We start from the raw sequence: 15,865 nt of genomic DNA, 5'->3' as shown, positions 1-15,865 counted from the left end.
ACCACTCTGCCCGATACCGAAGCCCTCGCCCTCAGGCCGGACGATGCGCCTCCTCGACCGCGGGCGCGGCGACTGGCATCGATGCCGACCGCCCACGCCGCAGCCAGCCCACCAGCCCCGGCAGCTGCAACAGCACCAGCACGCCGAACGCCACCCGGTAGGCCAGCGCCGGGTAATGCCCACCCGCGTCCGGCGTCCACAAGCCCACCACCAGCCCGAACCCGGCCTGCACCAGGAAGGCCCCGACGAAGATCAGGAGGTTCAGGCAGGTGGCGGCACGCCCGGTCAGTTCGCGCGGCATGCTCTGGGCGACGATGGCGTACTCGATGCCGGTGATCGTGCCCACCAGCGTGAACAGCACCGACAGCAGCTGGAAGCTCGGCGCATAGCCCACCACAAAAGCGGCCTGCACCAGCACGAACAGCGCGATACCGATGCCAGCCACCCCGATCGGCGTCACGCCGCGCTTGCCCGCCCACTCTGTGATCATGCCCACCGCAATCGCCCCGAAGATCACGGCCGCCATGCTCATGTACAGCAGGTAGGCCACCGCGTCGTCCGGGAAGTGCGCCACGTCGGATAGCCAGCGCCCGATCCACAGTCCCTGGATGCCGAAGAACACCGCATGCGGAATCAGCACCAGCGAGATCGTGCTGCGAAAGCTGGGGGTGCGGTAGACCTCGCGCAGCGATTGCAGCACCGGCACTTTCGCCCCCGCCGGTTTGCTGCTGCCAGGCGCCAGCAGCCAGATCGCGGCGCCGCTGATGGCCACCAGGGCCGCCAGCGCCACGAACAGCCCGCGCCAGTCGGTGTATTCCAGCGCCAGGCGCACCGGCATGGTGGAGGACGCCGCACCGAGCCCGCCGACCGCGATCAGGTAGCCGTGCACCGAAGGCAGCTTGCCTGGTGCGATCCAGGTCGACAAGGCCTTCACCGCCGACATGAAGCAGCCGCCCAGGCCGCAGCCGAGGATGGCGCGCGCCAGCACCAGCTGGGCGAAGCTCTGGCCGTACGCGAACAGCAGCGCGCCCAGGGCCGCGAACAGCATCAGCGCCAGCTGCACCTTGCGCGGGCCGTAGCGGTCGAGCGCGATCCCGACCGGCAGCTGCACCAGCGCGAACGCGAAGAAGAATGCGCTGGTGAGCAGGCCGAGCTGGCCGGGCGTGAGCGCCATGGCCTTGAGCAGGTCCGGCGCCAGCACCGCGTTCACGTTGCGCAGCATCGAGGACAGGTAGTGCCCGAGTGCGAACGGCAGGAACACGGTGAAAAAAACCGCCACGCCGGACAGGCGTGGCGGGTTTTGGGTGCCTTCCATGGCGGCGGTGCTTATGCCGCGCTGGGCTGGCTGTCGCTGGCGCGGCCGTCGTGGCTGCGCGCCTGCACGATCGGGATCACGCGCCCTGCCGGCGGATGCGCCATATCACCTGCTTCCTCTTCGAAGAAGAATTTTTTCCGCCCAAAGGCCGGCTTCAGGTGATCGAGCCAGGTGGCGTCCGGGTCGTACTTGGCAAAGAAGGGCTTGCGCACCCACTCGGGATTACGCGCCTGCAGGAACTGCAGCGCGAACAGCTTTTCGCCGTTGATAGTGACCACGCCGTCGATCACGACCTTGCCCGGGAAGGCGCTCATCGACGGCCCGCGCACGGTGCGCGACAGGCCCGAGACCATCGAGTAGGCAGCCTGGAAGATCTCGTGGGCGCGTGCCAGCGGCAGCGCGAAGTAGTCGCTCGGCCCGGTATCGCGCTCGACGAACATGTAGTACGGGATGGCGCCCAGGCGCACGCCGGTGGTCCAGAGCTCGGCCCAGCTCTTCGGGTCTTCGTTGATGTGGCGGATCAGCGGGCCCTGCATGCGCAGCGTGGCGCCGGTGCCGACGATGCGTTTCACGGCCTGCTGGGCGATCGGGTGGCGCAGCTCCACGGCGTGGTTGTAGTGGCCCATGATGGCCAGGTTCTTGCCGGCCTTGACCACGCGCTCGAACAGGCGCATCAAATCGTCGGAGTCCTTGTCCGACACGTAGCGCTGCGGCCAGTAGGCCACCGACTTGGTGCCGATGCGGATGTTCTGGATGTGGGCCAGCTCCGGCGCCAGCAGCGGCTCCAGGAATTCGGCCAGCGAACGCGTATTCATGATCATCGGGTCGCCGCCGGTGATCAGAACGTCGGTCACGTCGGGGTGGGTCGCCAGGTAGGACACCAGTTCCGTGCACTCGCGCGCGTCGAACTTCATCTCGTCCATGCCGACGAACTGCGGCCAGCGGAAGCAGAAGGTGCAGTAGGCGTGGCAGGTCTGGCCCGAGCTCGGGAAGAACAGGACCGTTTCCTTGTACTTGTGCTGCAGTCCCTTCAGCGGCGCGTCGTTCACGCGCGGCACGTTATGGGTCATCTGGCCGGCCGGGTGCGGGTTCATGCGCATGCGGATCTGGTGCACCAGTTTCGCGATGGCCTCGTTGTCCTTTTTATAGAGCACCAGGTCGCGCAGCCGTTCGTACTCGCGGGCCGGCAGCATGTCGCGGTGCGGGAAGGTCAGGCGGAAGATGGGATCGTCGGGGATCCTGTCCCAGTCGATGAGCTGGTCGAGCACGTATTCGTTCACGCGAAACGGCAGCACATGCGAGACCACCTGGACCGCTTCCTGCAGGTCGGGGCTCATCCATTGCCACTGGCGCGCAAGGGCGATGGTCTGGCGCGTGTAGGGTTTGAACTTGGCGGGCGTCGAATCGAGGGTGCTCACGGCATGCTCCTGGAAAGGAAAGATGAAGGGAGGAAAGAACGACCGCCAATTCTTGGAAAAGAAGTTGGCGGCGGAACGTCATCTTAGAAATCCCTCATGCAACATGAATTGCCTACAATCAACTTAGCTAGTCAAACATTTCTCCAAAGAACAATTCTATGCGGCAAGACAAATGCCGGCGACGCCACACCAGCCTTCACCCTTTGCGCATTCGCAAATTGCCTATAAGAAGTGCCGCGTACATTCCTTAATGCACTTAAGAAAGTTTTACCATCGTACGACTCTGAAAGGACATGCACCATGAAGCTGCTCGCCACTGCTACCGCCCTGTGCCTCGGTCTTGCCTGCTCCGGCGCGCTGGCCAACGAACCGACCGAAAAAGACGCCATCGCCATGGCCGAACGCGGCGCCGCCCTGATGAAAGCCAAGGGCAAGGCCGAGATGATGAAGAAGATCAACGCCAAGGACCCGGAATTCGTCCAGGGCGAACTGTATGTCGACATGCGCGACATCAAGACCGGCATCGTGCTGGCCCACCCGTACAACCCCTCGATTGTCGGCAAGGACCTGACCGACGTGCCCGATGCCAACGGCAAGAAATACCGCCGCGAGATCATCGAACTGGCTGCCGCCAAGGGCAAGGGCTGGGTCGACTACCAGTACAAGAACCCGACTTCCGGCAAGATCGAGCCGAAGACCACCTACATCCTGCGCGTCGACGACGTCGTGCTGGAAGCGGGCATCTACAAGAAATAAGCGCACGTGGTGACGGGGCGGCCGTGGCCGCCCTTTTCTTTTGCTTTGGAGGTGGAGCATGCTGAAAAAATTGCGGATCGGGCCGAAGCTCTTGCTGGCGCCGGGACTGGTGCTGGTGCTGCTGACGCTGCTCTCCGGCGCCGCCTATTACGGCATGGTGCGCCAGCACGCTTCGCTGGAAAACATGGTGCAGGTGCGTGCGGCGCGCCTGCAGGACGCGGCCGACGTCGCCGGCGATGCGAAGTACGCGCACGCCAACATCTATCAATTACTGGCCTGGGTCAGCGGCAGCTTTGCCAAGAACCGGCTCGACGCCCTGATCGCCGACATCCACAAGAAGCACGCGGGCATCGGCGCCCAGCTCGGGACCCTGGCGAAGGTTGCCAACCCCGAGGAACGCAAGCTGATCGACGCCTCCGGCGCGGCGCTGGCCGCCTACCGCAAGGCGGTGCTGGAGACCATCGAGATGGCGCAGGTCGACCAGTCGATCGCCACCAATTCGATGCAGAAGGCGGAAAAGGAATTCGGCGTGCTGAACACCCAGCTCGCGCAACTGGCCGCGCTGGAAACCACGCTGAGCGAACGCGCCTATGCCGCCGCCGGCGCCGAGTTCAAGACCCTGGGCGTGACGATGGCGGTGCTGGTGGTGCTGTCGATCGCGCTGTCGCTGGTGGTGACCATGCTGGTGCGGCGCGCCATGCTGGCCGACATCCGCAAGATCTCCGACGTGGTGGCCGAACTGGCAGAAGGCCGGCTCTCGGCGGGCGTGGGCAGCGACGGGCGCGACGAGATCGCGGATACGTCGCGCGCACTCGACCACACCATCGCCAACCTGAACACGACCCTGCACTCGGTGCTGACTTCGGTGCGCTCGATCGACACCGCATCGAAGGAAATCGCCACCGGCAACCTGGACCTCTCGACCCGCACCGAGCTGCAGGCCGGTTCGCTCGAACAGACCGCCAGCGCCATGGAAACCCTGACCGTGGCCGTCAAGGACAACGCCAACAACGCACGCCTGGCCACCGACCTGGCGGCCGAGGCGGCGCGGCTGGCGGCCAACGGCGGCCAGGCCGTCGATCGCGCGGTGAGCACGATGGAATCGATCAAGGCCAGCTCGCGCAAGATCGTCGAGATCATCGGCGTCATCGACGGCATCTCCTTCCAGACGAATATCCTGGCCCTGAACGCGGCGGTGGAAGCGGCGCGCGCCGGCGAGCAAGGGCGCGGCTTTGCGGTGGTGGCCTCGGAGGTGCGCACCCTGGCCCAGCGCTCGGCGGCGGCGGCCAAGGAGATCAAGGCGCTGATCGCGGACTCGGTGGCGATCATCGACGGCGGCAGCGCCTCGGTGGAAGAAGCCGGCAGCAGCATGGGCCACATCGTGGCCTCGGTGCAGCAGGTGAACGACATCATCGGCCGCATCAGCATCGCCAGCACCGAGCAGGCCGACGGCATTGCGGAAGTGAATCGCGCAGTCGGGCAGATGGACGACATGACCCAGCAGAACGCGGCCCTGGTCGAGGAAGCGGCTGCGGCGGCGGAAAGCCTGCACGAGCAGACGGTGAACCTGGCGCGCGCGGTGTCGATCTTCAAGATCGAGGGCATCGCGCCGCTGGCCGAAGCCGACGAGGATGCACTGGATACCGAGCCGCCCGGTTTCCACGAGCCGCTCGAGCGGCGCGCACCGGGCAGCCCGATGCGCACCGGTGCCCCGCGCCCCTTGCTCGAGGGCCGTCAGCCGGCGCGCGAGCGCGGTGGCGCTGGCTCCAGGCTCAGCGGAACGGACGGCTGACGAAGCGCGACCCGGCCAGCCCGAAGCGCCAGGGTACGTCCATCGCTTTCGAGATGCCGATGCGCGGCCCGGCAACCACCTCCAGCCCTGGCGGCGCGGCCTGCAGTTCGAAGGGCGGCGCCGCCAGCGACCTGCCGTTGAAGTCGCGCGTCACGTTCAGGGCCTGGCACAGCTTGCCGGGCCCCGAGCACAGCAGGCGCAGATCCTCGGCATCGCGCCGTTCGCGCATGATGTCCAGTCCCGCCAGGGGTTCGATCGCGCGGATCAGCACTCCGGCACCATGCCCCTCCTCCATGCAGACGAAATTCAGGCACCAGTGGATGCCGTAGGAACGGTAGACATAGGCATGCGCAGGCGGGCCGAACATGGCGAAGTTGCGCGGCGTGGGGCCGGAATAGGCGTGCGAAGCCGGGTCTTCGCGGTCGTAGGCCTCGGTCTCGACGATACGGCCGCCGACGCCGTCGACCAGCACGGTCACGCCGATCAGCTGGCGCGCCACCAGCTCGGCCGGCGCCATGAAATCGATACCGGCCAGGTAAAAACTGGGATGCGCGCCGGCATGCAAAGCGGGTTTCAGGGAATCCATGCGCCGATTCTAGGCATGCTTGCAACACCGCTCTGTTTGTTTTGCCACATAAGGCTGCCTGTTGCTGCAATGGAACCTGACCTCGGTTATAGTGGCAACCTTGCGGTATTTCCAGAAAGCATCATCCCCTCATGAGCACAGTTGCAGCTAAAGCAATGCCCATGCGCGCTGCGGCCGCTGCGGCGCCCGCCTCCCCGGCACCTTCCGCAGCGGCGGACCAGGTCGATGCGCTGATCAAGTCGATCCGCATCCCACCCCGCCCCAGCCTGCTGGCCGACCTGCAAGCCGAACTGGCCTCCAGCGATCCGTCGCCGGAAGCCATCGGCCGCATCGTCGCGCGCGACGTCGGCATGGCCGGCGCTTTGCTGAAACTGGCCAATTCCTCGCTGTTCGGCGGCCGCCGTGCCAAGTCGATCGAGCAGGCCATCCTTTTCCTCGGCATTAACCAGGTGGCGGCCCTGATGACCGGGCTGCTGGCGCGCCAGGCGATCACGACCAACAACCCGGCCCTGGCCAGCTTCTGGGACGTGTCGACCAAGCGTTCGTACGCGATGATGTTCCTGTCGCGCCGCCTGCGCATCGGCGCGCCCGACATCGCCCACACCTTCGGTCTGTTCTGCGACACCGGCGTGCCGCTCCTGATCGACCGCTTCCCCGACTACGAGGCCACGCTGCAGGATGCCGGCCTGGAACCGGTGCGCGCGTTTACCGAAGTCGAGCAGGAACGCCACAGCACCAGCCACGCGCAGATCGGCTCGCTCCTGGCGCGCAACTGGGGCCTGACGTCGGAAGTGGCTTGGGCCATCCTGCACCACCACGACTACCCGGTGCTGGAAGACGAAAACACCGACGACACGATCCGCTCGCTGGTGGCCCTGTCGCTGCTGGCCGACCGCGCCATCCGGCGCTACCAGGGCCATGCCGGCTCGGTCGAATGGGACAAGGGCGGCGAACGCGCCTGCACCTACCTTTCGCTGGACGAAGACGAAACCGCCGAACTGCTCGACGAACTCGAAGAAGCGCTGCACGACGATCACTAATTTTGACAGCGTCCCGGTTCAGGCGGATACTCGATTCGTCCTGTTGGCACCGGAGGCGCGCGATGAAACGCCCGTTCTTGCTGCGGTATCTGCTGCTGTATGCCCTGCTGAATGCGCTGCTCTTAGGCTGTGCCAGCACATCGTCCCAACCCACGGCCGGGTTGGCGGCCCTGTTCGACGACGCCACCTTCCCCGCCCCTGCCGCCCCGGCCGACGCCGCCAACCTGTTCACGCTGAGCGCACCGATGCGCGCCCACCTCGACAGCCCCGCCTTCAAGGCCAGCCTGCGCGAAAAAGGCGCCGCGCGCGGCCTGGTATCGGCCCTGTACAGCAAGAGCGACCTGCAGCTCGACTACGACGCCAGCGTCACGCGCACCGCGGCCCAGACCTATGCCGCGCGCTCGGGCAACTGCCTGTCGCTGGTGATCATGACGGCGGCCTTTGCGCGCGCACTCGGCATGGAGGTGCGCTTCGCCAGCGTGCAGGCCGAGGAAACCTGGCACCGCAACGGCTCGCTCTACCTGGTCAGTTCCCACGTCAACATCGCCTTGGCGCCGCGCACGGCCGGGGTCCATACCGTCAGCACGCATGCAGAGCCGCTGGTGATCGACTTCCTGGCGCCAAAAGACGCGGCGCGCCTGCCCAGCACCGAGCTGGGCGAAGACGACATCGTCGCCCTCTACATGAACAACCGCGCGGTGGAAGAGCTGGTGGCGGGCCGGATCGCGGACGCCTACTGGTGGGCGCGCGCGGCGATCCTGAAGCGGCCCTCCTCGCTGGCGGCCTACAACACGCTGGCCGTCGTGTATGCGCGCAACGGCAGGCCGCCGATGGCCGAGCGGGTCTACCGCGCGGCGCTGGCGCGCGAGCCGGACAGCCTGGTGGTGATGCAGAACCTGGCGCAGGCGCTGGACGGCAACGGCAAGCACGCCGAAGCGCAGGCACTGCTGCGCCGCATCGAGCGCCTGCATCCGGCGCCGCCCTACCACTGGTTCAACCAGGGAATGACGGCCTACAGGGCGGGGAAGATGCGGGAAGCGAAAACGCTGTTCGCGCGCGAAGTGGCGCGTGCGCCCTACAACGACGAGTTCCATTTCTGGCTCGGCGTGGCGTATCTGGGATTGGGGGAGGAAGAGGCTGCGGTGAAGGAATTGGCGCTGGCGCGCGATACCAGTACGCGGATCGACGCGCGCGAGCGCTATGCGGCCAAGCTGGGCCGCCTGCGCGCGAGCCTGCCCGGCTCGCCGCAGGTGCGCTGAAGGATCAGCGGCGGCGCTGGAAGCCGCCCGGACGCGGCGCAGGCGTACCGCGCTGCTCGATGTGACGGAACACGATGCGCGCCTTGTTCAGGTCGTACGGCGACATCTCCAGCGTCACCTTGTCGCCCGCCAGGATGCGGATGTGGTTTTTCTTCATCCGGCCCGAGGTGTAGGCGATCAGCTGGTGACCGTTCTCGAGATCGACGCGGAAGCGCATTTCGGGCAGCACGTCGGTCACGAGGCCTTGCATTTCGATGAGTTCTTCTTTTGCCATGATGGTTTCCTCTATTAAGCTGCGAGCCGGCATACCACGCCGCCATGAACGATGCTGTCGGTGTTCAGTGCCCGCAGGGACTGGACCGGAAATGAGGTGAATAAACCGCCGTCGCGGCGGGTCGGGATGCAACGCATGCCAGACCGCGGCTGCGCAGGAAAGAAAAAGGAAAAAAAGCCCGCTTGCTGCGGGCTTCGTTCAATGTATCGCCGAAGATTGAATCGTGCGCCAGCCCGTGCTATCTGCAGGGTGCGGCGCTCCGGATACCCACGCTATCTGCGTGGTGCTCCATTGTGTAACTCGACCAACGTATCTCGATTGACAACCCCTTCCGGCATCGTCGCTTGCGGCGTTACACGTCTCGCATGGCGGGCCTGTCGGGGGCGGCCGGCAAAGTCACCAGAACCTTGTCGACTGCATGCAGTGTAGCACGGATAGCGAATCGCTGCTTGCCGCCCCCTCGTTTCCGCTTGACGCCGCAGGCGTGCACAGGCACATTACGATTAACAAGTTAGTTAATTAAATAATGAACTCAAACCTGGACAAGACCTTCGAAGCCCTGGCCTCGCTCCCGCGCCGCAAGATCATGGCCCTGCTCTCGCATGTCGAGCTGACCACCTCGGAGCTGGCGGAGAAACTGGCGATCAGCGCCCCCGCCACCTCGCGCCATTTGTCGGTGCTGGAAAACGCCGGCCTGGTATCAAGCGAGCGGCGCGGGCAATTCGTCTACTACACGCTGGACGGCGACAGCCTGGTGACGCGCCTGTCCGGTTTCATGTTCGAACTCTGCCCCACGGCCGCGCCGCTCAAGCGCGAATCGAAGGCCCTGGCCAGGAAACGCAAACCCACCTGAACGCACAAGGAGCTCGCATGCATTCTCCGGACAATGGCAATGTTGTACATGGAAACGTCACATGGGCTCCCGTGAAATCGCTGTGGTGGAGCGTCATGGTGGCCGTCGCGCTGGTCGGCGGCTGGCTGACTTTCAGCTGGGTCAACCTGACGCTGTTCCTGGCGACGACCGCCTTCGTGCTGCTGTTCGGGCACTCGCTCGGCAGCCACCGCAAACTCATCCACGACAGCTTCGCCTGCCCCAGGTGGCTGGAATACCTGCTCGTCTACACCGGCGTGCAGGTCGGGCTGTCCGGGCCGCTCGGCCTGCTGGCCCAGCACGACCTGCGCGACCACGCCCAGCGCCAGCCCGACTGCCACGACTACCTGCGCCACGGCAGCGGTTTCTGGAAGGACGGCTGGTGGCAGCTGCACTGCGAACTGCGGCTCGAGCATCCGCCACGGCTCGCCATGCCGGCGCACATCGCGCAGGACCGCTTCTACCGCTTCCTGGAACGCACCTGGATGCTGCAGCAGCTGCCGCCGGCCCTGCTGTTGTATGCGCTCGGCGGCTGGCCCTTCGTGATCTGGGGCGTCTGCGCGCGCATTGCGGCCGGCGTGACCGGGCACTGGCTGATCGGGTATTTCGCGCACAACCACGGCGCCATGGGGCATACCGTCGAGGGTGCCGCCGTGCAGGGGCATAACGTGGCGCTGGCCTCGCTGCTGACGATGGGCGAGTCCTGGCACAACAACCATCACGCCTATCCCGGCTCGGCGAAGCTGGGGCTGTATCCGGGCGAATGGGACCCGGGCTGGTGGGTGCTGGTGCTGCTGCAACGCGCCGGGCTGGCATGGAACCTCCGGCTGCCGGCGCACTGCCCGCCGCGCGCCGAGCTGCGTGTGCATGCCGCGCTGCCTATCGCCCTGTCGCAGGCGCACAAATCGTGGCGCGCTACGGTCGGCGCCATCGCCACTGCCAGCCGCCAGCTGCTCGCGCGGCGCGGCCAGCTGGTGCTGGAAGGGCCGTTCGTCTTGCTTTCCGAACGGGCCGCCCGCTGCCTGGCCGGCGCCGGGGTTCAAGCGCAGCGCACGCCCTTGCGCTCCCGGCTGTCGTTCGAGCACGGCGGCCAGACGGTGCGTGGCCTGCCTGCCCTCCTGATCGCGGTCGGCACGCGCAACGCGTTCACGGCCGCCGCCGCGCTGGTGCTGCTGCCACTGGCCACCCTGTGCGAACTGGCGCGCAGCCAGGTCGACGCCTGACGTCCTTGGTTGATATCAGAACAAGGGCGGTTGCGACGGTGGTAGTGCTGCCAGTGTGCGGTCGCCTGTCAGTTGCTGCCACACCGCCAGCTTCTGCTCGAACGTCATCGCCATATGCGCCGGCGAGCTCGATGGCAGCACCACGGTGCGGTAGCCGGCCCCCTCGAACTGCGGCGCGAACTTGCCCGACGCCTGGCCGTTGAAGCCGACGGTTTCCAGTTGCGGGCACAGCTTGTGCAGCCGTTCGAAGTCGTTCGCGGCGGGCTTGCGGATCGCGGAATCGAGGCTGCCCTCGCGCTCGCAGGCGGCCAGCACGTCCCACAAGCCGAAACGGTGCGCCAACAGGCGCGGCAGGCGTTCGTCATACGGCAGCCCATACAAATCCTCGCCGACCAGCGCGCCGACCAGTTTCCAGAACTGATTGCGTGGATGGGCGTAATACTGCTGGGCCGCGAGCGAGGCGGCGCCCGGGAAGCTGCCCAGTACCAGGATGCGGGTGTCTGGCGCGATGACGGGCGCGAGGCCCATCAATAACGGGCTGTCTTGGGAAACGGTATTCGGCATGGAAGGATTGTAGCGCCCTGCCCGCGCCGCCGCGTGCACACGAAAAAAAGCGGCAGACCGCAACCGCGGGCCGCCGCAAGGGGCAAATCATTGATTGATCGAGCTGCGCGATCAGTTACGTGCCAAGGCGTTCGCCGGCGCCGGCGCATCCCACCCACCACCCAGCGCCCGAATCAGCGCCACCGTGGTCAGCGCCCGGTCGCCGCGCAGCTGCACCGCTGTGCGCTCCACCGCCGCAAGGTTGCGCTGGGCGTCCAGCAAGTCGAGGTAGCTGGAGCGACCGGCGTCGTACAGCTTGCGCGCCAGTTCGGCCGAGCGGCGCGCCGACACCAGCGCCTCTTCCACCTGCACGCCCTGCGCATCGAGCACGCGCAGGCCGGCCAGGTTGTCCTCGACTTCGGCAAAGGCCACCAGCACGCGTTCGCGGTAGGCGCCGACCGCTTCTTCCAGCGCCGCTTCGCTGCGCGTGACGTTCGCCTTGTTGCGTCCGCCGTCGATGAGCGGCAGCGACAGCATTGCGCCCAGCACCCAGGAACGGCTGCTCCACTTGAACACCTCGGCCACCGTGCCGCCGACACCGCCGCCGGCAGCATCGATGTTCAGGGCCGGGAACATGGCGGCGCGCGCCACGCCGATGCGCGCGTTCGCCGCTTCCATGCCGCGCTGGGCCTGGGCGATGTCTGGACGGCGTTCCAGCAGCGTCGATGGCAGGCCGGCCGGAATCACCGGCATCTGCGCGGTGGCAGGCAGCGGCGCCGCACCGGCCGTGAAATCGGCCGCCGGACGGCCCAGCAGCACGGCCAGCGCGTGTTCGGTGGTGGCGCGCTGGCGTTGCAGGCCCACCGCTTCCAGGCGCGTGGTCGCCAGTTCGGTCTTCGCGCGGGTCAGATCGAATTCGCCGATGTCGCCCAGGTCGAAGCGGCGCTGGTTGACGCCCACGCTTTCCTCGCGCAGGCGCACGGTTTGCGCCAGCGTGTCCAGTTCGGCGTCCAGCGCACGCAGGCGGAACCAGCCCTGCGCGACGTCGGCCTGCAGCGACAGCAGCACCGAGCGATAGCTGGCTTCCACCGCGCCCGCATCCTGGCGCGCCGCTTCCACGTTCGACGACACGCGGCCGAACAAATCGACCTCGTAGCTGGCCGACAGGCTGGCGTTGTAGGTCGTGCGCGGCGCCACCGCACTGCCCTGCGGCAGGTTCGCTTCCAACGCGGATGGGCGGCCGCGCTGGGCGCCGAAGCCGGCGCCGACCTGCGGCATCCGGTCCGCTTCGGCGATGCCGGCAATCGCGCGCGCCTGTTTCACGCGCGCCGCGGCCACGGCCAGGCTGGCGTTGTTGCGCGCCGCTTCATCCATCAATGCGGTGAGCGCGGGGTCCTGGAAGGCCAGCCACCATTCGCCGCGCGCCTGCTGTTCTGCCGGGCGTGCCACCTGCCAGCGGCTGCCGTCGGCGGCAGTTTGTATGGCGCCTTCCTTGAAGGCCACCGGTACCGATACCTGCGGCTGCTGGAAGCTTGGGGCCGCACAGGCGCTCAACAGCAGGGCCGCCATCAGCGGTGCGATACCGCGTGCAATCATCGCCTTCATTGTGCAACTCCTTCTTCAACATGCGCGACTGGTGCACGCACCACCGCAGGCTTTTCGAAACGCTTGGCCAGCGTGCGCAGCAGGACATAGAACACCGGCGTCAGGAACAGGCCGAAGAAGGTCACGCCCAGCATGCCGGCGAACACCGCCACGCCCATCGCATGGCGCATCTCGGCGCCGGCGCCGCTCGAGAACACCAGGGGCACCACGCCCATGATGAAGGCGATCGACGTCATCAAAATCGGACGCAGGCGCAGGCGGCAAGCCTCCAGCGCGGCATCGACGATGCTGCGGCCGTGGTGTTCCAGCTCGCGGGCAAACTCCACGATCAGGATCGCGTTCTTCGAGGCCAATCCCACCAGCACGAACAGCGCGATCTGGATGAAGATGTTGTTGTCGCCGCCGGTCAGCTTCACGCCCACCAGGGCGCACAGGATCGACATCGGCACGATCAGGATCACCGCCAGCGGCAGGGTCCAGCTTTCGTACTGGGCAGCCAGCACCAGGAACACCAGCAGCACGCACAGCGGGAAGACGTAGATCATGGTGTTCCCCGACAGGATGTCCTGGTAGGTCAGGTCGGTCCATTCATAGGCGATCCCCTTCGGCAGCGTCTCTTTTGCGATCTGCTCGAAGATGGCTTGCGCCTGGCCCGACGACACGCCCGCGGCCGGGCCGCCGTTCATGTCGGCCGACACGTAGGCGTTGTAGCGCTGCACGCGGTCCGGGCCGTAGCTGTCCTTTACCTGCATCAGCGACGACAGCGGAATCATCTCGCCGCTGTTGCTGCGCACCTTGAGTTGGGCGATCTGCTCGGGCTGGGAGCGGAACTGGGCGTCGGCCTGCACGCGCACCTGGTAGGTGCGGCCGAACTGATTAAAATCGTTCACGTACAGCGAGCCGAGGTTCACCTGCAAGGTCTGGTAGATGGTCTGCAGCGGCACGCCGAGCTGCTTGGCTTTCACGCGATCCACGTCTGCGAACAGCTGCGGCACGTTGATCTGGTAGCTCGAGAACACGCCCTGCAAACGCGGGTCGGCCCAGGCCTTGGCCTGCATCGCCTGCGTTGCCTTGTACAGCGCGTCGTAACCCAGGTTGCCGCGGTCTTCCAGCATCATCTTGAAGCCGCCGGTGGTGCCCAGGCCGTTCACCGGAGGCGGCGGCAGCACCATGACAAAGGCGTCTTCCACCGCGCCCATGCGCTTGTTGATCTCGGCGGCGATGCCTTCGGCCGACTGCGCCTTGCCCTTGCGCTCATTGAAAGGCTTCAGGCTGAAGAAGGCGATGCCCGAGTTCGGCGCGTTGGTGAAGCCGTTGATCGACAGGCCGGGGAAGGCGATCGACGATTCCACGCCCGGGATCTCGGCCGCAATCGCCGACATCTTGCGGATCACGGCATCAGTACGGTCGAGCGAGGCGGCGTCGGGCAGCTGGGCGAAGCCGATCAGGTAGGCCTTGTCCTGCTGCGGCACGAAGCCCGGCGGCACCACCTTGAACATGAAGACGGCGGCGATGCCGAGCACCGCATACACGCCCAGCGACAGGGTCTTGCGGCGCAGGACGCCCTTCACGCCGCCTTCGTAATTGTGCGAAGCGCGGCCGAAGAAGCGGTTGAAGGCGGCGAAGAAGCGGCCGAAGACGGCGTCCATCATGCGCGTCAGGCGGTCCTTCGGTGCGTCGTGGGCTTTCAGCAGTGCCGCCGACAGCGCTGGCGCCAGCGTCAGCGAGGCAAAGGCCGAGATCACGGTGGAAATCGCGATCGTCAGTGCGAACTGGCGGTAGAACTGGCCGGTGAGGCCGGCAACGAAGGCGATCGGCACGAACACGGCGCACAGCACCAGGGCAATCGCGATGATCGGGCCGCTCACTTCGCGCATCGCCTGGATCGTCGCATCGTGCGGCGTCAGGCCATTCGTGATGTTGCGCTCGACGTTTTCCACGACCACGATGGCGTCGTCGACCACGATGCCGATGGCCAGCACGAGACCAAACAAGGACAGCGTGTTGATCGAGAAGCCGAACATCAGCATCACGGCAAAGGTGCCCACCACCGATACCGGCACGGCCAGCAGCGGGATGATGGACGCACGCCAGCTTTGCAGGAACACGATCACCACCAGGGCGACCAGGATCACCGCTTCGAGCAGGGTGTGGATCACGGAGTCGATCGACTCGCGCACGAATTGGGTCGGGTCGTACACAATGCTGTATTCGACGCCTTCCGGAAAATCTTTCGACAGCTCGGCCATGGCCGCGCGCACATCCGTCGACAGCTGCAGGGCGTTGGCGTTCGGCGCCTCGAAGATCGGGATCGCGACCGCCGATTTATTGTCGAGCAGCGCGCGCAGCGCATACGAATTCGAGCCCATCTCCAGGCGCGCCACGTCCTTCAGCAAGGTCGTCGCGCCGTCGGCGTTCGTCTTGACGACGATGTTGCCGAATTCCTCGACGCTGGCCAGGCGGCCCTGGGTGTTCACGGTCAGCTGGAAGTCGGCATCCTTGCTCGGTCCCTGGCCGATGACGCCGGCCGCAACCTGCACGTTCTGCTCGCGGATTGCATCGACCACGTCGCCGGCCACCAGGCCGCGCGCTGCCACCTTTTGCGGATCGAGCCAGACGCGCATCGCGTAGTCGCCCGAGCCGAACAGCTGCACTTCGCCCATGCCGTGGATGCGCGCCAGGCGGTCCTTGACGTTCAGGGTCGCGTAGTTGCGCAGATACAGGTCGTCGTAGCGGCCGTCCGGGGATTTCAGGTGCACCACCATCGTCAGGTTGGGCGAGCTTTTCACGGTGGTGACGCCGATCTGGCGCACCTCCTCGGGCAGGCGCGGCAGCGCGCGCTGGACGCGGTTCTGCACCTGGGTCTCGGCCTGCTCGACGTTCGTGCCGATGGCGAAGGTAATCGTCAGCATCAGCGCACCGTCCGAGGTGTTTTGCGAGGACATGTAGAGCATGTTCTCGACGCCGTTGATCTGTTCTTCCAGCGGCGCGGCCACGGTTTCGGCGATGACCTTCGGGTTCGCGCCAGGGTACTGGGCGCGCACCACCACCGAAGGCGGCACCACGTCCGGGTACTCGGACACCGGCAGCTGCAGGATCGAGATCAGGCCGCCGACGAAGACCAGCACCGACAGCACGATGGCGAAGATCGGCTTGTCGACAAAGAAGCGGGAGATGTTCATG

13 protein-coding genes are annotated in these 15,865 nt (G+C 66.2%); 6 read left to right on the top strand and 7 right to left on the bottom strand.

Annotated features, from left to right (window positions below; genetic code table 11):
* Positions 1-31: 31 nt before the first annotated feature.
* Together ACWYRN_RS11530 and ACWYRN_RS11525 are read right to left on the bottom strand one after the other, a co-directional pair.
* Positions 32-1,315, bottom strand: coding sequence for an MFS transporter (locus ACWYRN_RS11530; protein WP_488692546.1), 1,284 nt, complete (start codon positions 1,313-1,315; stop codon positions 32-34).
* 11 nt (positions 1,316-1,326) lie between these two features.
* On the bottom strand, positions 1,327-2,733 hold the full coding sequence (locus ACWYRN_RS11525; protein WP_488692545.1) for a KamA family radical SAM protein: 1,407 nt from the start codon (positions 2,731-2,733) through the stop codon (positions 1,327-1,329).
* A 300-nt stretch (positions 2,734-3,033) separates the two neighbouring features.
* On the opposite strand from ACWYRN_RS11525, the gene ACWYRN_RS11520 reads away from it, so the two are divergent.
* Entirely contained in the window at positions 3,034-3,489 is a 456-nt protein-coding gene (locus tag ACWYRN_RS11520; protein WP_488692544.1) for a cache domain-containing protein, read from the top strand.
* 58 nt (positions 3,490-3,547) lie between these two features.
* Complete coding sequence (locus ACWYRN_RS11515) at positions 3,548-5,281, top strand: methyl-accepting chemotaxis protein (RefSeq protein WP_488692543.1); 1,734 nt, start codon at positions 3,548-3,550, stop codon at positions 5,279-5,281.
* Here the strand turns inward: ACWYRN_RS11515 and ACWYRN_RS11510 are convergent.
* On the bottom strand, positions 5,262-5,867 hold the full coding sequence (locus ACWYRN_RS11510) for a DNA-3-methyladenine glycosylase (RefSeq protein WP_488692542.1): 606 nt from the start codon (positions 5,865-5,867) through the stop codon (positions 5,262-5,264). The genes ACWYRN_RS11515 and ACWYRN_RS11510 overlap by 20 nt on opposite strands.
* A 161-nt stretch (positions 5,868-6,028) precedes the next feature.
* Between ACWYRN_RS11510 and ACWYRN_RS11505 the strand changes: the two genes are divergently transcribed.
* Both ACWYRN_RS11505 and ACWYRN_RS11500 read left to right on the top strand, forming a co-directional pair.
* Positions 6,029-6,907, top strand: coding sequence for an HDOD domain-containing protein (locus ACWYRN_RS11505; RefSeq protein WP_488692541.1), 879 nt, complete (start codon positions 6,029-6,031; stop codon positions 6,905-6,907).
* A gap of 62 nt (positions 6,908-6,969) precedes the next feature.
* The gene (locus ACWYRN_RS11500) at positions 6,970-8,166 is read left to right on the top strand and encodes a tetratricopeptide repeat protein (RefSeq protein ID WP_488692540.1); all 1,197 of its coding nucleotides are present in this window, start codon (positions 6,970-6,972) and stop codon (positions 8,164-8,166) included.
* 4 nt (positions 8,167-8,170) lie between these two features.
* On the opposite strand, the gene infA is transcribed toward ACWYRN_RS11500, so the two are convergent.
* Complete coding sequence (infA, locus tag ACWYRN_RS11495; RefSeq protein WP_229437426.1) at positions 8,171-8,440, bottom strand: translation initiation factor IF-1; 270 nt, start codon at positions 8,438-8,440, stop codon at positions 8,171-8,173.
* 526 nt (positions 8,441-8,966) lie between these two features.
* Here infA and ACWYRN_RS11490 point away from each other — a divergent pair.
* Both ACWYRN_RS11490 and ACWYRN_RS11485 read left to right on the top strand, forming a co-directional pair.
* Positions 8,967-9,293: an ArsR/SmtB family transcription factor gene (locus ACWYRN_RS11490; RefSeq protein WP_488692539.1), complete on the top strand. Its 327-nt coding sequence runs from the start codon at positions 8,967-8,969 to the stop codon at positions 9,291-9,293.
* 71 nt (positions 9,294-9,364) lie between these two features.
* Positions 9,365-10,534, top strand: a complete 1,170-nt coding sequence (locus ACWYRN_RS11485; protein ID WP_488692538.1) for an acyl-CoA desaturase — start codon at positions 9,365-9,367, stop codon at positions 10,532-10,534.
* 15 nt (positions 10,535-10,549) lie between these two features.
* Here ACWYRN_RS11485 and ACWYRN_RS11480 read toward each other — a convergent pair whose 3' ends face one another.
* From ACWYRN_RS11480 to ACWYRN_RS11470, 3 genes are all read right to left on the bottom strand, one after another.
* On the bottom strand, positions 10,550-11,098 hold the full coding sequence (locus tag ACWYRN_RS11480; RefSeq protein WP_488692537.1) for a DNA-deoxyinosine glycosylase: 549 nt from the start codon (positions 11,096-11,098) through the stop codon (positions 10,550-10,552).
* 111 nt (positions 11,099-11,209) lie between these two features.
* Positions 11,210-12,682: an efflux transporter outer membrane subunit gene (locus tag ACWYRN_RS11475; RefSeq protein ID WP_488692536.1), complete on the bottom strand. Its 1,473-nt coding sequence runs from the start codon at positions 12,680-12,682 to the stop codon at positions 11,210-11,212.
* Entirely contained in the window at positions 12,679-15,864 is a 3,186-nt protein-coding gene (locus ACWYRN_RS11470) for an efflux RND transporter permease subunit (protein WP_488692535.1), read from the bottom strand. The genes ACWYRN_RS11475 and ACWYRN_RS11470 overlap by 4 nt, the downstream gene beginning before the upstream one ends.
* Position 15,865 lies beyond the last annotated feature (1 nt).

It is taken from the genome of Massilia sp. BAP21 (assembly GCF_057801335.1).
Note: the sequence above shows the minus strand (reverse complement) of the source record. Positions and strands in the feature narration are given on the sequence as shown.